This is a genomic window from Tateyamaria sp. (assembly GCF_059783535.1).
Window position 1 is genome coordinate 1 of the sequence record NZ_JBYNDP010000085.1, and the last position, 17,223, is coordinate 17,223.

General features: G+C 61.4%; 14 protein-coding genes. 5 read left to right on the forward strand and 9 right to left on the reverse strand.

What is annotated here, in order from left to right:
- The 9 genes from AC6RA8_RS15280 to AC6RA8_RS15320 form a co-directional block, all read right to left on the reverse strand.
- Nucleotides 1-794: FGGY family carbohydrate kinase (locus tag AC6RA8_RS15280; protein ID WP_500353641.1), on the reverse strand; the 794-nt coding region annotated here is incomplete at its 3' end.
- Nucleotides 791-2,368, reverse strand: coding sequence for a glycerol-3-phosphate dehydrogenase (glpD, locus tag AC6RA8_RS15285; RefSeq protein ID WP_500353643.1), 1,578 nt, complete (start codon nt 2,366-2,368; stop codon nt 791-793). The genes glpD and AC6RA8_RS15280, both read right to left, overlap by 4 nt.
- 25 nt (nt 2,369-2,393) lie before the next feature.
- On the reverse strand, nt 2,394-3,023 hold the full coding sequence (locus tag AC6RA8_RS15290; protein ID WP_500353645.1) for a LysE family translocator: 630 nt from the start codon (nt 3,021-3,023) through the stop codon (nt 2,394-2,396).
- The gene (idi, locus tag AC6RA8_RS15295; protein WP_500353647.1) at nt 3,020-3,562 is read right to left on the reverse strand and encodes an isopentenyl-diphosphate Delta-isomerase; all 543 of its coding nucleotides are present in this window, start codon (nt 3,560-3,562) and stop codon (nt 3,020-3,022) included. The genes AC6RA8_RS15290 and idi overlap by 4 nt, the downstream gene beginning before the upstream one ends.
- Nucleotides 3,559-4,737, reverse strand: a complete 1,179-nt coding sequence (locus AC6RA8_RS15300; RefSeq protein ID WP_500353648.1) for a geranylgeranyl diphosphate reductase — start codon at nt 4,735-4,737, stop codon at nt 3,559-3,561. Before AC6RA8_RS15300 ends, idi begins: the two co-directional genes overlap by 4 nt.
- Before the next feature lie 4 nt (nt 4,738-4,741).
- Nucleotides 4,742-5,998 carry a PucC family protein gene (locus AC6RA8_RS15305; protein WP_500353650.1) on the reverse strand — a complete coding sequence of 419 codons (1,257 nt, stop codon included), beginning with the start codon at nt 5,996-5,998 and terminating at the stop codon, nt 4,742-4,744.
- Nucleotides 5,995-6,894: a chlorophyll synthase ChlG gene (gene chlG, locus AC6RA8_RS15310; protein ID WP_500353651.1), complete on the reverse strand. Its 900-nt coding sequence runs from the start codon at nt 6,892-6,894 to the stop codon at nt 5,995-5,997. Before chlG ends, AC6RA8_RS15305 begins: the two co-directional genes overlap by 4 nt.
- Nucleotides 6,895-6,942: 48 nt before the next feature.
- On the reverse strand, nt 6,943-8,364 hold the full coding sequence (gene ppsR / locus AC6RA8_RS15315) for a transcriptional regulator PpsR (RefSeq protein WP_500353653.1): 1,422 nt from the start codon (nt 8,362-8,364) through the stop codon (nt 6,943-6,945).
- Nucleotides 8,361-9,143, reverse strand: a complete 783-nt coding sequence (locus tag AC6RA8_RS15320; RefSeq protein ID WP_500353654.1) for a cobalamin B12-binding domain-containing protein — start codon at nt 9,141-9,143, stop codon at nt 8,361-8,363. The genes ppsR and AC6RA8_RS15320 overlap by 4 nt, the downstream gene beginning before the upstream one ends.
- 307 nt (nt 9,144-9,450) lie before the next feature.
- Here AC6RA8_RS15320 and bchF point away from each other — a divergent pair, with 307 nt between their 5' ends.
- The 5 genes from bchF to bchL all read left to right on the forward strand — a co-directional run.
- Nucleotides 9,451-9,951, forward strand: coding sequence for a 2-vinyl bacteriochlorophyllide hydratase (bchF, locus tag AC6RA8_RS15325; protein ID WP_500353656.1), 501 nt, complete (start codon nt 9,451-9,453; stop codon nt 9,949-9,951).
- Complete coding sequence (locus AC6RA8_RS15330; RefSeq protein WP_500353657.1) at nt 9,948-11,294, forward strand: ferredoxin:protochlorophyllide reductase (ATP-dependent) subunit N; 1,347 nt, start codon at nt 9,948-9,950, stop codon at nt 11,292-11,294. Before bchF ends, AC6RA8_RS15330 begins: the two co-directional genes overlap by 4 nt.
- Nucleotides 11,291-12,844: a ferredoxin:protochlorophyllide reductase (ATP-dependent) subunit B gene (bchB, locus tag AC6RA8_RS15335; RefSeq protein ID WP_500353658.1), complete on the forward strand. Its 1,554-nt coding sequence runs from the start codon at nt 11,291-11,293 to the stop codon at nt 12,842-12,844. Before AC6RA8_RS15330 ends, bchB begins: the two co-directional genes overlap by 4 nt.
- Nucleotides 12,834-16,391, forward strand: coding sequence for a magnesium chelatase subunit H (locus tag AC6RA8_RS15340; RefSeq protein WP_500353660.1), 3,558 nt, complete (start codon nt 12,834-12,836; stop codon nt 16,389-16,391). Before bchB ends, AC6RA8_RS15340 begins: the two co-directional genes overlap by 11 nt.
- 94 nt (nt 16,392-16,485) lie before the next feature.
- The coding region (gene bchL / locus AC6RA8_RS15345; RefSeq protein ID WP_500353662.1) for a ferredoxin:protochlorophyllide reductase (ATP-dependent) iron-sulfur ATP-binding protein at nt 16,486-17,223 on the forward strand (738 nt) is incomplete at its 3' end.

Here is a 17,223-nt window from a genome sequence, read left to right on the forward strand (position 1 = left end):
AAGCAGCCCGTGCCATAGGTCGATTTCAGCATGCCTGGCTCGAAACAAGCCTGCCCAATGGTCGCCGCTTGCTGGTCGCCCGCCACACCATAAATTGGCGTCTCGCCACCCAGCAAATCCGTCACGCCAAAGTCAGATGCGCAATCGCGGACCTCGGGCAGCATCTCCATCGGAATGTCGAGCATGGCGCACATCTCGGGGCTCCAGGCGCCCTTGTGGATGTCGTAAAGCATCGTGCGTGCGGCATTGGTCGCATCGGTGACATGGGCCGTGCGGCCTGTCATGTGCCAAATCAGGAAGCTGTCGACCGTGCCGAACAGCAGCTTGCCCGCCCTGGCCCGATGCCGTGATCCTTCATGCTGATCAAGGATCCATTTCACCTTGGTGGCCGAGAAATAGGGATCAAGAAGCAGGCCCGTGATCGCCGTCACCTGATCGCCATGCCCGTCTGCCCGCAATCCTTCGCACATCTGTGCCGTGCGGCGGTCCTGCCAGACGATGGCGTTGTGCAACGGCTCACCTGTTTCCGCGTCCCAGATCACGGTTGTCTCGCGCTGGTTGGTGATGCCGATCGCGGCAATGTCCCCTGCCCCAAGACCCGCCTTATCCATGGCCGCCTTGCAGGTCGATTGCACAGTGGCCCACAGATCGGCGGGTTCGTGTTCCACCCACCCACTGTTCGGGAAATGCTGCGTGAATTCCTCCTGCGCCGAGGCGACAGGCTGCATGGTCCCGTCAAACACAATCGCACGCGAGGACGTCGTGCCCTGATCAATGGCAAGAATATGGGTCATGCAGCGTTTTCCTTCATCCAGTCGTCCACGGCGGTGCGCTCTTCCGCACTCAGGCGCAAACCAAGTTTGGTCCGCCGCCACAATGCGTCATCGCCCGCCACCGCGTATTCGCGGGTCATCATCCATTTGAGTTCGGCGCCGGTCAACGTGGCACCGAAAGCAGGCCCAAGTTCTTCCGCTGATTTGGCATTGCCCAGCACGTTCCACGCTTCGGTGCCGTATGCCCGGATCAGGCGCCCGGCCCATTTCTGGTCGAGGAACGGGTAGTCGGCCATCAGCTTCGATGTCAGCGACCCCACCTCGGCCACCTTGAAATCCCCGCCCGGCAAAGCCACACCAGCGGTCCATGCCTCGCCAAATTCCATCTTGGCCAGCGCCTTCTCTGCCAGCTTCCGATAGGTTGTGATCTTGCCGCCAAAGACGCTCAGCACGGGAGGGCCGTTGTCATCCAGCGCCAGCACATAATCCCGCGTCGCCGCCGTGGCCGAAGATGCGCCATCGTCATAGAGAGGCCGCACACCGGAATAGGTCCAGACCACATCTTCGGGCGTCACTGGCTTTTCGAAATACTCGGTGGCGAAAGCGCACAGGTAGTCACGTTCTTCATCGGTGATCGCGGGCTTTGTATCCGCATCCGTATGTTCGGCATCGGTGGTGCCAATCAGGGTAAAATCCTGCTCATAGGGAATGGCAAAAATGATCCGGCCATCGGTGCCCTGAAAGAAATACGCCTTGTCGTGATCATAGAGCCGTTTGGTCACGATGTGCGAACCGCGCACCAGCCGGATGTTGTGCTGCGAGTTTTGCCGCATCACACCGGTCAGAATGTCCGCGACCCAAGGGCCACCCGCGTTGACCAGGGCCTTGGCGCGATAGGTGCCCTTCTCGGTCTCGATCCGCCACGTATCGCCGTCCCGCGTGGCCTGTTTGACCGCGCAGCGGGTCAGTATCGTGGCACCCCGCGCTTCGGCATCGCGGGCGTTCAGCATGACCAGCCGTGAATCCTCGACCCAGCAGTCACTATATTCATAGGCCATCTTGAACCGTGACTTCAGGCCCTTGCCCTCGGGCGCAGTGGTCAGGTCCAGCGTTTTGGTGCCCGGCAGGATTTCCCGACCGCCCAGATTGTCATAGAGAAACAGGCCCAAACGGACGAGCCACGCAGGCCGCCGCCCCTTCTCGATCCAGGGCATGGTCATACGCAGCAAACGCGAGGTCGGCGTGTCGCTGTCGAACCGCATGTCGGGGGCGTAGGGCAGGACAAAACGCATGGGCCAGCTGATATGCGGCATCGCCTTCAGCAGCACCTCGCGCTCTTTCAAGGCTGACTTCACCAGCCCGAACTCGAAGAACTCGAGATAGCGCAGACCACCATGAAACAGCTTTGTCGACGCGCTCGACGTCGCACCCCCCAGATCGCCAGCCTCGGCCAAGGCAACACTCAGGCCACGGCCCGACGCGTCGCGGGCAATCCCGGCGCCATTGATGCCGCCACCAATCACAAACAGATCATAGATTTTGTCGTCCGACACGCCCGCGTCCTCCGGATGGGTACGGAGTCCTCTTAAAACCATAGTAGGCAGTGATCAATCGTTAGCGTTAACGTTGCGGCGTGATGTCCTTGAGGCCGAGCAGAACAGCCGCCCCGATCATAAGGCCACCGCACACCCGGTTGATGGCCGTCATGGATCGCTGTGCAAAACGGGCGGCCACCCGGTCCCCGGCCCAGCCCCACAACAACAGGGTCGCCCCGTCCACGACCAGATAGGTGGCACCAAGAATGACGAGCTGCGGCAGGATCGGTGCGTCAACGGTAATGAACTGCGGGAACAGGGCGGCAAAGAAAACAACGGCGAAGGGGTTGGTCATTGAGGTTATTAACCCAAGACGAAAAAGTCGCACAGGATGGGCAGCGCCATCCGCACGCCCCCGCGCACCTCCGCCACGGGACATCATCATACGCAGCCCGATCCAGACCAGATATGCCACCCCCAACCACTTGATGACGGTGAAGGCCGCGGCTGACGTGGCGATGACAGCGGCAAGACCAAAAGCGGCAGCTGTCATCTGGATCACATTGGCGCTCAGATCACCGGTAATCACCCAGATAGATCGGCGCAGCCCGTGCTTCATCGCATTTGCAATGATCAGAAGCTGGCTCGTGTCAGGCGGCGTGGCAAAGAACACGGCAACAGCCGCGAGGTACAAAAGATAAATCTCGGTACTCACACGCGCGCGGCCTGCGCCAGATCAGCGCCAAAGATCGTGTCGGCGTGGTCAGCCAGATAGATGCGCAGCCATGGGGTGAAGCGATCCGGGTGACGGGCCACCATGGCCATCAGGTCGTGATAGTCGACCCATTTATATGCCATGACCTCATCCGGGTTCGGCGCAACACGTAGATCGCCCCGGGCGTGGCCCAGATAGACCTCGACCACCTCATGCTCAATCAACCCATCGCCCACATCGGCGCGGTACTCCAGATGGTGGCGATGCTCGAGCGGCACGCCAGTCACGCCCAACTCTTCATTTAGGCGGCGTGCTGCGCATACCGAAGGCGCTTCGTCCCATTCCGGATGCGTGCAACAGGTGTTCGCCCACAGGCCCGGCGTGTGATACTTGCCAATCGCGCGTTGCTGCAACAACACCTCGGTGCCCCGCACAACGAAGACCGACACGGCCTTGTGCTTCAACCCGCGTTGATGTGCCTCCAGTTTTTCCACCGGGGTCAACGCGCCGTCGACCCAGGCAGGGATCATGATCGTCATACGTGGTTCGCCTTCACCAGACCGGTCAAATGAGCAAGGTTTTTGACCCCAATCTTCAGGTGCGCCATCGGGCGTGCCTTGACCAGCTTCTTGTTCATATACGCTTCGAACGTCAGACGCTGCACATCTATGTCGTGACAAAGTGACACAAAGCGTTCGCGCCGGTCGTCACTGCGGTAATACGCATTCTGCATCGACGCCAGAACCCGGAACACGGTTTTGTGCTCGCGCATGAACAGCTTGCGCGCCAGTTTCAGGTCCTTGGCCCGGCCCGACGCAAGCGTCGCCGCACAAGCCGTCGCAGCAACCCGGCCCCCGACCATCGCATAATAGATGCCCTCACCCGAGGATGGGGCCACGACACCAGCCGCGTCTCCGGCCAGAACAACATCCTTGCCATTGTCCCACCGGTCCATCGGCTTCAGGGGGATTGGCGCACCTTCCTTGCGCAATGTCTCGCACCCATCCAGACCGGATGCCACGCGCAGTGCCGCAGTCGCTTCCTTGAGGTTCACGGACGACTGTTCCGACCCCATTCCGACGCTTGTTGTACCGCCATGTGGAAACACCCAGCCATAGAAATCGGGCGATATGGACCCATCATAGATCACGTCACAGCGCATCGGATCATAGGTATCCGTCGCCTCCGGGGCCTTGATGATTTCGTGATAGGCAAAAACAAGCGGCACCTTGTCCGCACCCTCGACCTCGGCTTGCCCCACGCGGGACTTGGCCCCATCTGCCCCGATCACCAGCTTGCAGGGCAGTTCGCGATGCTCCTGCGTTTCCTTGTCGCGGTAGACCACCACCGGGCTTCCATCGGGTCGGTCGATACGGACGAATGTACCAGTGAAATACGCGGCTCCCGCATCAACGGCGCGCTGTCGCAGAAATGGATCAAAATCCTTGCGATCCACCATACCGACAAAGCCGTTCTCGATCGGAATATCGACGCGGCGACCCGTCGGGGAAATCATGCGGGCTGTCGTGACCTTGGTCAGCAACTGCTCTTCCCCGATATGAAAGTCCTGCATCAGCCGTGGGGGTATGGCCCCGCCACAGGGTTTGATCCGCCCCTCGCGGTCCAGCAGGGCAACGGAATGGCCCGACCGCACCAGATCCTCAGCTGCGGTGGCGCCGGACGGTCCCCCGCCCACAACAACGACGTCATACATTGAATTACTCCCCCGGAACCAAGGTTGCGTCAGTGGTCTCTGTCGCCCGCATCACGCGGGACGCGACCAAGGCGGCGCACAGGAACAGGGCCGCCTCGAATGTGAAAACCGTGCCGTAGGCGGCGGCATCGGGCAGGATCAAACGGGTCAGGTCCAGCATGCCCGTTGCCACCAAGCCTGCCAATCCAGCAGCGATGGCCTGCGCTGCCCCGAAGACCCCCATGCGGGTGCCAGTGTTGCGCGCATGCGCTGCGGCCAGCTGCATCATCGACCCAACCGCACCAACGACAAACAGCCCATTGCCCAAACCCAGCACAACCGTTGACGGGACCAGCGGCAGACCGGCGCCCAAACCCAGCAGACCAAATGCCGACAGCACACAGCCGGTCACCGCCCAGAACCGCAAACTGCCAATCCGCAGATGCGACAGGACACCCGCCGCGATCATCCCCAACAGGGCGGCCCCATCCTTGCCCCCCGACAATTTGGTGCTGTCCTCGGGGCTCAGCCCATGGACATGTCCGGCAAAGGGCTCAAAAATCAGTTCGGACAGATAGAACGCCAGTATTGATAGGAACACGAACCCCGTGAAACGGCGCGCCACCGGATCGGCCCAGGTGCGTTTCAACGCCGCAACAAGGGGCGTGTCATCCGCGACATGCTCAAAGGATGCGTGGCTTTCCACGCCGACCGTAGCAATGACGCAAAGCAAAAACGCAATGCAGCACACCGCCGCCACGACCCAAACCAACCGATCCGGGCTGTAAGGCTCCAACGCAATGCCGGTCCCGACAGAGGCAAAGATGGCGCCCGCGATCAGCAAGAGCCACGCCAGCGTCGCCCCTGCCCCTTTGCGCGGCCCGGTTACGCATGCCAGCAAAGCAAGGAAGGATGTACCCGCCGCTCCGATCCCGAGGCCAATGGCGGCATAGGACAAAAGCCAAACGGCCAGCGCCAAGGGCACCGAGGTCTCGGCAAGCAATATGCCCCACGCCGCACCGGTCACGCCCAAGGCGACAACTGCAATTCCGCCAAGGATGAAGGGAGTCCGACCGCCTTTCACATCTGACCGATGACCCCAGACAGGTCGGGTCAATTGCACACCGTAATGCAGGGCAACCAGTAGACCGGGCAGCAGTGCGGGCAACGCCAGCTCCACCGTCATCAACCGGTTGAACAGGTTCACGGGCAGCGCGGCAAGGCCGCCGATGGCCGCATTGACCAAGCACAGCCGCACCAGCATGCCCCAACCGGCAATCATGCCAGCCCCCGCAACGCAAAAGCGGCCACCATCATGCCGGACACATACAGCAGCACACCCGTGCCGTTGTACCAGGGCGCTTTCGCCTTGGGGTCGCGGAACATGATGCGCATGGCCCAGAACTGCAGCACCAGCACCAATGCAACCCCCGCCGCGTGGGCGGGTCGATCCCAAAGAGCCAGCAGTGCAATCACAACCGCCTGGGGTGCGGCCATCACGGCACAGGCCACCTGTGCCGCGCGCCGCGGACCCACGGTGACAGGCAGGGAATTGACCCCCATCTGCCGGTCGCCTTCCAATGCCTTGAAATCATTCAGGGTCATAATGCCATGCGCGCCCACCCCGTAGAGGAGCGCCACCAGCAACACCTCGCCGCGCGGTGCACCCGCACTCAGCACGGCAGCACCTGTGATCCACGGCAACGTCTCATAGCTCAGGCCAACAAGGCCCGGACCCCACCAGCCAGACCGCTTCAGGCGGACGGGTTCAGCCGAATAGGCCCACGCAGCCACCACGCCCGCGATGGTCGCGGCAAAGCCCCACGGTCCCAACTGCCAGCCGACAAACAAGGACAGCGCCGACATTGCCAAGGCGATCCAAAGCCCCCACCGGCCCGGGATACGGCCCGACGGGATCGGGCGACCAGGTTCGTTAATGGCGTCCACGTGACGGTCGCACCAGTCATTCGCGGCTTGGCTCATCCCACATACGATTGGGCCCGCCAGAAGCACGCCCAGCAAAACCAGATACCACTGCCCCACCGGCGATGCGCCGGACGAGATAACCCCACACAGATAGGCCCACATCGGCGGAAACCACGTGATCGGTTTGATCAGACGCAGGGCCGCCGCAGGCTCGGGAAATCGGCGCGCAGGTAAAGAGTGGCTGACATCCATGTGTCAACTATGGCTGACACTTTGAGTCGGTGCAAGGGTTGCAGCAGGCTAGCCGTTCTTGCTCAGCAGCCCATATTTGCGCAGCTTGACATAGAGCGACTGCCGAGACAGTCCCAACATCTCGGCCGCGGCAACACGGTTGTTACGGGTCAGGTTGACGGCCGTTTCAATGCACATCTTCTCGACCACATCGGTCGTCTCAGCCACGATCTCTTTCAGCGACGCGGAGCCGATCAGGTCCATCACGTTGCGCCCAGGCTCCGGCATGCTCGGCCCGCCGCTGCTTTCGACCTTGCGCACACCTTCCAGACGGCTGACATCACGCATGATCAGCGCCACGGCGGGGTTCTCGGCATCCTCAAGCGCGGTGGCGGACACTTCGACAGGGACGCGCGCGCCCAGATCATTCACAAGGCGGGTGGCGTAGACACGCATCTGCCCGGTGCGGGCCGCATTCTCCAGCAGAACACCCAGATCAATCTGGCCGCGGGCCAGATACTCGGCCAGTGACTGCCCCACAACATCCGACAGATGGGTCGCGCCAACCAGATCCAAAAAGGCATCGTTGACCGATAATGTTGTGCCGCGCGGATCCATAAAGACGATGGCGTCGGTTGTGCCCCGGAACAGCGAAACCGCATGATTGGAGGCCGAATCCGTGTTTGACGCAACCGCCTCGGCTCCGGCAAGCCGACACATCAGAACGCGCTGCCCGGCGGCGCGGAACAGGGTCGGATACAAATCAATGGTTTGATGTGTCCGCGACGTACGCACCGAAACTGGGGCGCCATCGTCGGTCAGGGTGGCATTCATCAGGCTTTCGGTCAGTTCTACTCCGGACCGGTCCTTGAACATGCTGGCAAGGGCAGCCCCCACAAGCGTATCCGGCTTCAGACCCAATAGCGCAGCAGCGCGGGCATTTGCATCCTCGATCCGCCCGGTCTGCACCGACACGAAGACAACGGCATCATCCACATTCGACATGACCACGCGATAGCGTGCATCAAACTCGCGGCTGGCCTCGTATCCCTGCTCAAGCGCAATCTGGGCCTGCACCAACTGCTGCTGTGTCTCGGCAATGGGGCGCAGGTCACGACCCAACAGCAAGACCGCATTCTCTTGTCCAAAGCGGTGGAATGTGTAGCGCACAGGATATTGCCACACGGCATTGTCGCTGTGGTTCAACTCAAGCGGCTTTTTTGGCGGCTGCCCCGACATATACGCGTCATGCGCATGCTGGAACTTTTCAATGCTCTCTTCGGTCAGAAACTCGACAACAGGCCGACCTTCCCAATGGTTCAGGTTGCCAAAGCTGTCATCCAGGTCGTTCAACAGCACTGACAGGATCGTGCCTTCAGCAGACACAACCAGGGCAATGTCAGAAGCGGCTGCAATAATGCTGCTCAGAAACTCAGGCTCAATGAGCGGGACAGCGCCGCTTGTCCAAAAACTGCTTCCGTCAGTTGTCATCTACGGGCCAATGCCTTCTTGCGCTTCGTCGTGAAGCCAACAACATCTTTTGCCGTATTCGTCACAAGATCGACGCCTGTTTGCTCTACTATTTGCTCGTTGATCCCGGAATACGCGCCACCTATGGCCAACACGGGACTCATATCACTTGCTTCTCTTATCTTTTTAACCGTTCCCCATGCGGTTTCAAGGCCCGCCGCCCGCGCACAGGAGAACAGAATCATGTCGGGCCGATCATATTCAACTCTGGCAAGAATCTGGTCGGTTGCTTCGTTGATCGACAAACTGACATCACAGCCCAACCGGCGCAGCTGCGCGGCCACGACACTGGCTCCCAGGAAATGCTGCTCGCGCTCAGGAACGATCACCAATGCATGCAGAACGTTGTTATGATCAACCGGCTCGCGCGTCAGCCCATGCGCCGCAACACCCAGCAGCGCTTGCAAACGCAACGACCCCACCGTGACCGTGGCGAAGTCCAGGTCTGATGTCATCCATTGCGCACCCAGATATTCTGCGGCCTTGGGAATATACAGATCAATCAGCGCATCATGGGTCAGGCGATAGGTGCTCAACTCCTCCAGCACCAGCGTTGCATCGAAATGGCCATCAGACAGAACGGAGCGCACCAGGTAGTCGACGGCAATCTGCCGTGCCCCCGAGGGCCCAACGACTTGACGATCTTTGAGGATAGAGATGACCTCACTGGCCAACGACTCGTGGTCGTAGTTGCGCCCGTACGTGAGACGGGGTGTGCCAAATGGGTCGTCATGCGTCATGGATTACCTCGATCCGTGTGAACGCAATGAACGGTTCTGGCGCGTCAGAGCCGTGAAAACAAGAAAAGTGTCTGCCTGAACACACATAATGTCAACTCAATTTGACATCAAAACCACGTCAGAGCCATGCCTACACCGCGGAGCAACGGTGCTTATGCCGGAAAAACGGGGCTTTTTCACACCCATACGGATTAATGCGATCAACAGCAGCGCGCGAAGATGACAGGCAGAGTGTAAGTTATAATTGACACTTTTCACTCCCAACAGATACGCTGATCCCGTGACGCAAAGGGAGAGGCGCTACACAATGTCCACCCGGACACCCCCAAATGCAGCACCGATCGGGCTCTATACGGCCGAGGAACGCGCGCGCCGGGATGCCACCATCTGGACCCCGGTTCAGGGCATCCTCGCACCGCTGCAATTCGTGGTGTTTCTGGTCTCTCTGGCGCTGGTCCTTCGCTACCTGTCCACCGGCGAAGGATACGCCGCCGCCACATGGTCCATCGTCATCAAAACGGGCGTGCTCTACCTGATCATGATCACAGGAGCGATTTGGGAAAAAGTCGTTTTCGGCCAATATCTTCTGGCGCCTGCCTTTTTTTGGGAAGACGTGTTTTCCTTCCTGGTGATCGCACTGCACACGGCCTATCTCTGGGCGCTGTTCTCCGGCGCTCTGGACCCGGTGCCGCTCATGTGGCTGGCCCTCGCCGCCTACGGCGCCTACGTCATCAACGCAGCCCAATTCGTGCTCAAGTTGCGCGCGGCCCGATTGCAGGCCTCCGCACCGCAAGAGGCACCGGCATGACCGAGCTTCCGCGCCTCCCAACGGCAGGTGGCTGCCGCGAGACACCGATTCTCAAACAGCGCGGCCAACGCGAGGTGTTTTGTGGCCTCACCGGCATCATCTGGCTGCACCGCAAGATGCAGGACGCGTTCTTTCTGGTGATCGGCAGCCGCACCTGCGCCCATCTGCTGCAATCGGCGGCCGGCGTCATGATCTTCGCCGAACCGCGCTTCGGCACCGCGATCCTCGAAGAGACCGACCTCGCCGGTCTTGCCAACGCGCAGGACGAACTGGACAAGGTGGTGGACGAACTGCTGGCTCGGCGCCCCGACATCCGACAGCTCTTCCTTGTCGGCTCCTGCCCGTCCGAAGTGATCAAGCTGGATCTCGCCAAAGCGGCAGAGCGCATGACACAGCGCCATGCCCCTTCGGTCCGGGTGCTGAACTTCTCCGGTTCCGGTATCGAAACGACGTTCACGCAGGGCGAAGACGCCTGCCTCGCCTCCATGGTCCCCGTGCTGCCCAAAACGGACGATCGGCAACTCCTGCTGGTCGGCGCTCTGCCCGACGTGGTCGAAGAACAAGCCATCGGCTTGTTGGAAGCGATGGGCATCGGTCCAATCAAGGTCCTGCCAGCGCCGCGTGCCGACGGCGATCTCGCCGTCGGACCCAACACGGTCTATGCCCTCACCCAACCGTTCCTAGGCGACACGCACGATGCGCTCACCCGTCGCGGCGCACGGCACATCCCAGCCCCCTTCCCTTTCGGTGAAGAAGGGACAACACAGTGGCTCGCCGCCATCGCGGCAGAGTTTGGTGTCTCCCCGACCCTTTTCGAAAAGGTCACAGCCGCCCCCCGCGCCCGCGCCCGCAAGGCGATCGCCCAGGCGGCAGAGACGCTGAACGGCAAATCCATTTTCTTCTTCCCCGACAGCCAGCTCGAAATCCCACTGGCCCGCTTCCTCACCCGCGAATGCGGGATGGACGCCATCGAAGTCGGCGCACCTTTCATCCATAAAGGCATCGTTGGGCCAGACCTTGACCTGCTGGCCGAAGGGCCAACACTCTCCGAAGGCCAGGACGTCGACCTGCAACTTGACCGCGCCAAGGCGGCCAAACCAGACCTCACGGTGTGCGGCCTCGGCCTCGCCAACCCACTGGAGGCCGAAGGGCTCGCCACCAAATGGGCCATCGAACTCGTCTTTACACCTGTCCACTTCTACGAACAGGCCGGTGACCTCGCGGGCCTCTTCTCCCGTCCCATCCGCCGCGCCGATCTCCTGAAACTGGAAAACGATCCCTCTTCATTTCGCCAGGAAAACCGCGGGGGTGTGGGGGCTGGCCCCCACGCACAACCGCAATGAAGCTCACCGTCTGGACATATGAGGGCCCGCCCCATGTCGGCGCCATGCGCGTAGCCACTGGTATGAAAGGCCTGCACTACGTGCTACACGCGCCGCAAGGCGACACCTATGCCGACCTGCTGTTTACGATGATCGAGCGGCGCGACCACCGCCCACCGGTCACCTACACCACCTTCCAGGCCCGCGATCTTGGCGCGGACACCGCCAACCTGTTCAAACAGGCAGCACAAGACGCCTATGACCGCTTCCAGCCGCAAGCGATCATCGTCGGCGCCTCCTGCACCGCCGAACTGATCCAGGACGACCCCGGCGGCATGGCTGAAACCATGGGCCTGCCCGTCCCCACAATCCCGCTAGAGCTGCCAAGCTACCAACGCAAGGAAAATTTTGGCGCGGACGAGACCTTCTTCCAGATCGTCAAAACACTGGCCCGTCCAATGGAACGGACCAAGCAGATCACCGCCAACCTGATCGGTCCCACCGCCCTTGGATTTCGTCATCGCGACGACATCCAGGAAGTGACAACGCTGCTGTCCGACATGGGCATCAGCGTCAATGTCGTGGCCCCCATGACTTCGTCTCCCCAAGACATCACCCAAATGGGGGCCGCGCATTTTAACGTCCTGATGTATCCCGAAACCGCAGAAAGTGCCGCGCGCTGGATGGAGCGGGACCTTGGACAACCCTATACAAAGACAGTACCCATCGGCGTCGGTGCCACGCGCGACTTTATCGACGAAGTCGCCAAGATCACCGGCAAGGACGCCTATCTCGACACCTCCCGCCTGCGCCTGCCCTGGTACTCCAAGTCGGTCGACAGCACCTACCTGACCGGCAAGCGCGTTTTCCTCTTTGGCGACGGCACCCACGTGCTGGCCGCCGCCCGCATCACCCAGGATGAAATGGGCTTCGAAGTGGTGGGCATGGGCTGCTACAACCGCGAAATGGCCCGCCCTGTCCGCGCAAAGGCGCGCGAAATAGGCATCGAAGCCACGATCACCGACGACTACCTGGAAGTCGAGCGCGTGATCGAAGCGCTCCAGCCGGAAATGATCCTCGGCACGCAGATGGAAAGGCATATCGGCAAACGGCTCGGGATTCCATGCGCCGTCATTTCCGCGCCTGTGCACGTGCAGGATTTCCCCGCCCGCTACTCGCCCCAGATGGGGATCGAAGGCGCCAATGTGATCTTCGACACATGGGTGCATCCGCTGGTCATGGGTCTCGAAGAGCACCTCTTGCACATGTTCCGCGAGGATTTCGAATTCCACGATGCCGCCGGTCCTTCGCATCACGGCGGTCATGCGCCCAAACCCGAGGACGGAGGGGGGCCAGCCCCCCAGCCTGCGGCTTCCCCCCGCGGTTTATCTGGCGAAATGAAGGATGGATCAGTCATCTGGTTGGCCGACGCCGAGAAAGAACTGAAGAAGATTCCCTTCTTTGTTCGGGGCAAGGCACGCCGCAACACCGAAGTCTTTGCCACCGAACGTGGGGTGGCCGAGATTTCTGTCGATACGCTCTACGAGGCCAAGGCCCATTATGCGCGATGACACGCACATAAACGGGCGCATGCCCGGATATCGCGTGGTGATCATCACGCTGGACAGCCACGCCGCTGGCCCTGCCCGGCGCGCAATGGAAGACTTGTCCAAAGACTACCCCGGCCTTGATCTGCAAATCCACGCCGCGGCGGAATGGGGTGAATCCCCGGACGCCTTTACGGCGGCGGAAGAGGCGGTGATGAATGGCGACATCATCATCTCGAACCTTCTGTTTCTCGAAGAACATGTGGCACGCATCTTACCCGCGCTGAAAGCGCGCCGCGATCACTGCGACGCAATGGTCGGGGTCATTGCCGATGCCGAGGTGGTCAAGCTGACCCGCATGGGCACTCTGGACATGCAAGCCCCGCCTTCGACCATGGGCAAACTGATGAAGCGGTTGCGCGGCTCGTCGAAGCCCAAGACCGAGGACGGCGCGAAAAAGATGCAGATGCTGCGCCGTCTGCCCAAGATCCTGAAATTCATCCCCGGCAAAGCGCAGGATCTGCGCGCCTGGTTCCTGGTCATGCAGTACTGGCTGGGTGGGTCCGACGACAACGTGCGGGCGATGATCCAGTTCCTGCTGAACCGCTACGCCACCTCTGCCGACTGGGCGGTACGGCCCGAAGCGGCCCTGCCCATCGACTACCCGGACACCGGCCTCTACCACCCCGACCTGCCTGCGCGCATCACGACGGATGCGGCCGACATACCGGGCCCGAAGAATGCCGAGATGACCGTCGGGATCGTCATGCTGCGCTCTTACGTGCTGGCGGGCGATACGGCGCACTACGATGGCGTCATTCGGGCGTTTGAAGCCCGTGGGATGCGGGTTCTTCCTGCCTTTGCCGGCGGGCTGGATGCCCGCCCGGCCATCGACGCCTATTTCAAGGGGCAGGTCGATGCGCTGGTCTCGCTCACCGGCTTCAGCCTTGTCGGTGGTCCGGCCTACAATGACAACGAAGCGGCCATTGATGTGCTAGCTGACCTCGATGTCCCCTACCTCGCCGCCCACGCGCTTGAATTCCAGACGCTGGGCCAGTGGGCAGGCAGCACTGGCGGCCTGGGGCCAATTGAAACCACCATGCTCGTGGCCCTGCCCGAGCTTGACGGCGCCACATGCCCCACTGTCTTTGGCGGGCGGCTTGGGCCCGAAGGATGTAATGGCTGCGCCCACACCTGCATGGCGGGTGAACCAAAAGCAATGGTCCCTTGTCCGGAACGCATCGAAAGCCTTACCGAGAAGACCCTGCGCCTGGGCCGTCTGCGCCGGAAAAAGAATGCCGAGAAGAAGGTCGCCATCGTCTTGTTTGGTTTCCCGCCCAATGCAGGTGCGGTGGGCACTGCGGCCTATCTTTCTGTTTTTGAAAGCCTTTTCAATACATTGAAGGCGATGAAGGCGCGCGGCTATCAGGTCGATCTGCCCGACAGCGTGGACGCTCTGCGCACCCAGGTCCTGCAAGGCAACGCCGCCCAATATGGGCAAGAGGCCAATGTCGCAGCCCACGTGGATGCCGATACCATTGTGCGCAGCACACCCCCGTTGCACGCCATCGAAGCTGTCTGGGGTCCGGCCCCGGGCCGCATTCAGTCCGACGGGCGCGGCGTGTTTGTGCTGGGCAAGGAACTGGGCAATGTCTTTGTCGGCGTCCAGCCCGCGTTCGGGTACGAGGGCGACCCGATGCGCCTTCTGTTCGAAAAAGGGTTCGCGCCGACCCACGCCTTCACCACCTTCTATCTGTGGCTGCGCAACACCTATCAGGCCGACGCAGTCGTTCATTTTGGCATGCATGGCGCGCTGGAATTCATGCCAGGCAAGCAGGCGGGGCTCGGGGCACAGGATTGGCCGGATCGCCTGATTGGCGAGATGCCAAACATCTATCTTTATGCCGCCAATAACCCGTCCGAGGCGTCGCTGGCCAAGCGCCGCTCGAACGCTGTGACGATCACACACCTCACGCCACCGCTGGCAACATCCGGCCTCTATAAAGGGCTGGCGGAGTTGAAGGATTCCCTCACCCGCTGGCGCGAGATGGATGAGAGCGACAGCGCGCGGGCAGAACTCGAAGACCTGATCGCCGAACAGGCCGAAGCCGTCGACATGGGCGGCACCCCCGCTGACGCGCTCTGGCTCAAGCTGCTGGAAACCGAAGACGCGCTGATCCCCGATGGGCTGCACGTGGTGGGCCAACCTCTCAGCGATGCGGCGCGCGAAGAATACCTGAACCTGATGCCGCACGCCGATGATGACGCGCGTGCACAGGTCGATGCGCTGTTGCAGAATGAAACCGAACTGACGGCTCTGATGACCGCCCTGGATGCGCGCTACATCAAACCTGTCCCCGGCGGTGACCTGATCCGCTCGACCGAGATTCTGCCCACGGGCCGCAACATCCACGCCTTTGATCCGTTCCGCATGCCCACGGCCTTTGCCTGCCGCGACGGGATGAAACAGGCGCAACTGCTCTTGGACACACACCCGACCCTGCCCCGCTCGATCGCGCTGGTGCTGTGGGGGTCGGACAACATCAAGTCCGATGGCGGTCCCATCGCGCAGGCCCTTGCGCTGATGGGCTGCACCCCACGCTTTGACAGCTTTGGTCGCCTCGCCGGGGCGGACCTGATCCCCCTTGCCGAACTTGGGCGCCCGCGCATCGATGTGATCATGACGCTCTCGGGCATCTTCCGTGACCTGCTGCCCCTGCAAACCCGCATGCTGGCCGAGGCCGCCCTGAAATGCGCCGAAGCCGACGAGCCGCTTAATCAGAACTACATTCGCGCCCACGCGCTGGCCTATAGCGAGGCGCAAGGGGTCGACCTCGCCACCGCTGCCATGCGCGTGTTCTCAAATGCTGAAGGGGCCTATGGCTCCAACGTGAACCAACTGGTCGACAGCTCGGCTTTCGGGGACGAGGACGAATTGGCCGATGCCTATGAAACCCGCAAAAGCTTTGCCTACGGCGTCGATGGCAAATCCGCCGCCAACCCGGCCCTGCTGCAAAAGGCGCTGGCGGATGTCGAGGTGGCCTACCAGAACCTTGAATCCGTCGAGCTCGGTGTCACCACCGTCGACCACTATTTCGACACGCTGGGCGGCATTGCCCGCGCGGTCAAACGCGCTCGCGGGTCCGAGGCGTCGGTCTATATCGGCGATCAGACGCGCGGCAACGCCAAGGTGCGCACGCTCAAGGATCAGGTGGCGCTGGAAACACGGTCTCGCGCGCTGAACCCCAAATTTTTCGAGGGGCTGCTCAAACACGGCGCCGAAGGGGTCCGCCAGATCGAAGCACACATCACCAACACCGTTGGCTGGTCCGCCACCACGGGCCAGGTCGATGACTGGGTGTACCAACGGATCTCGGAAACCTTTGTGCTGGACGAAGAGATGCGCCAGCGCATGGCCGATCTGAACCCAACCGCGTCAAGCCGCATGGCCAATCGCCTGCTCGAAGCCTCGGATCGAGAGTATTGGGCGCCGGATGCAGAAACGCTCGCGGCCCTGCAAGACGCCGCCGATGCGCTTGAGGACAAGCTCGAAGGGATCGCAGCCGAATGACCCTATGCGCGAGCACATATGACAGGAGCCTCCGGCGGCGGTTTTCTTTGCGAAATGAAGCAGGGGATCCCTCCCCATTCGAAAGGAGGGGCGTATGAGCCCACTCGACAGAAATCCCCCCGTTCTGCGCGGGCAAGACGGCGAAGGATCGGTGCAGGTGCATCAGGACGCCGACGCCAAGATCGAAGGGGCCAAGGTGTTCTCGGTCTATGGCAAAGGTGGGATCGGCAAATCGACCACCTCGTCCAACCTGTCAGCCGCCTTTTCCAACCTTGGCAAACGCGTGTTGCAGATCGGGTGTGACCCGAAACATGACAGCACCTTCACCCTGACCGGACATCTGCAGCCCACGGTGATCGACATTCTCAAGGAAGTGGATTTCCACCCTGAAGAACTGCGGCCGGAGGATTTCGTGACCGAGGGCTATAATGGCGTCATGTGCGTAGAGGCCGGTGGCCCGCCCGCGGGCACCGGTTGCGGTGGCTACGTGGTTGGCCAAACCGTGAAACTGCTCAAGCAGCACCACCTGCTGGAAGAAACCGACGTGGTGATCTTTGACGTGTTGGGCGACGTGGTCTGCGGTGGCTTTGCGGCCCCTCTGCAACATGCGGATCGCGCCCTGATCGTCACCGCCAATGATTTCGACAGCATCTACGCCATGAACCGCATTATCGCCGCGGTGCAGGCCAAGTCGAACAATTACAAGGTGCGGCTCGCGGGCTGCGTCGCCAACCGGTCCCGCGAAACGGACGAAGTGGACCGTTACTGCAAAACTGTCGGCTTTAACCGCATCGCGCATATGCCCGATGTGGACGCCATCCGCCGCTCGCGC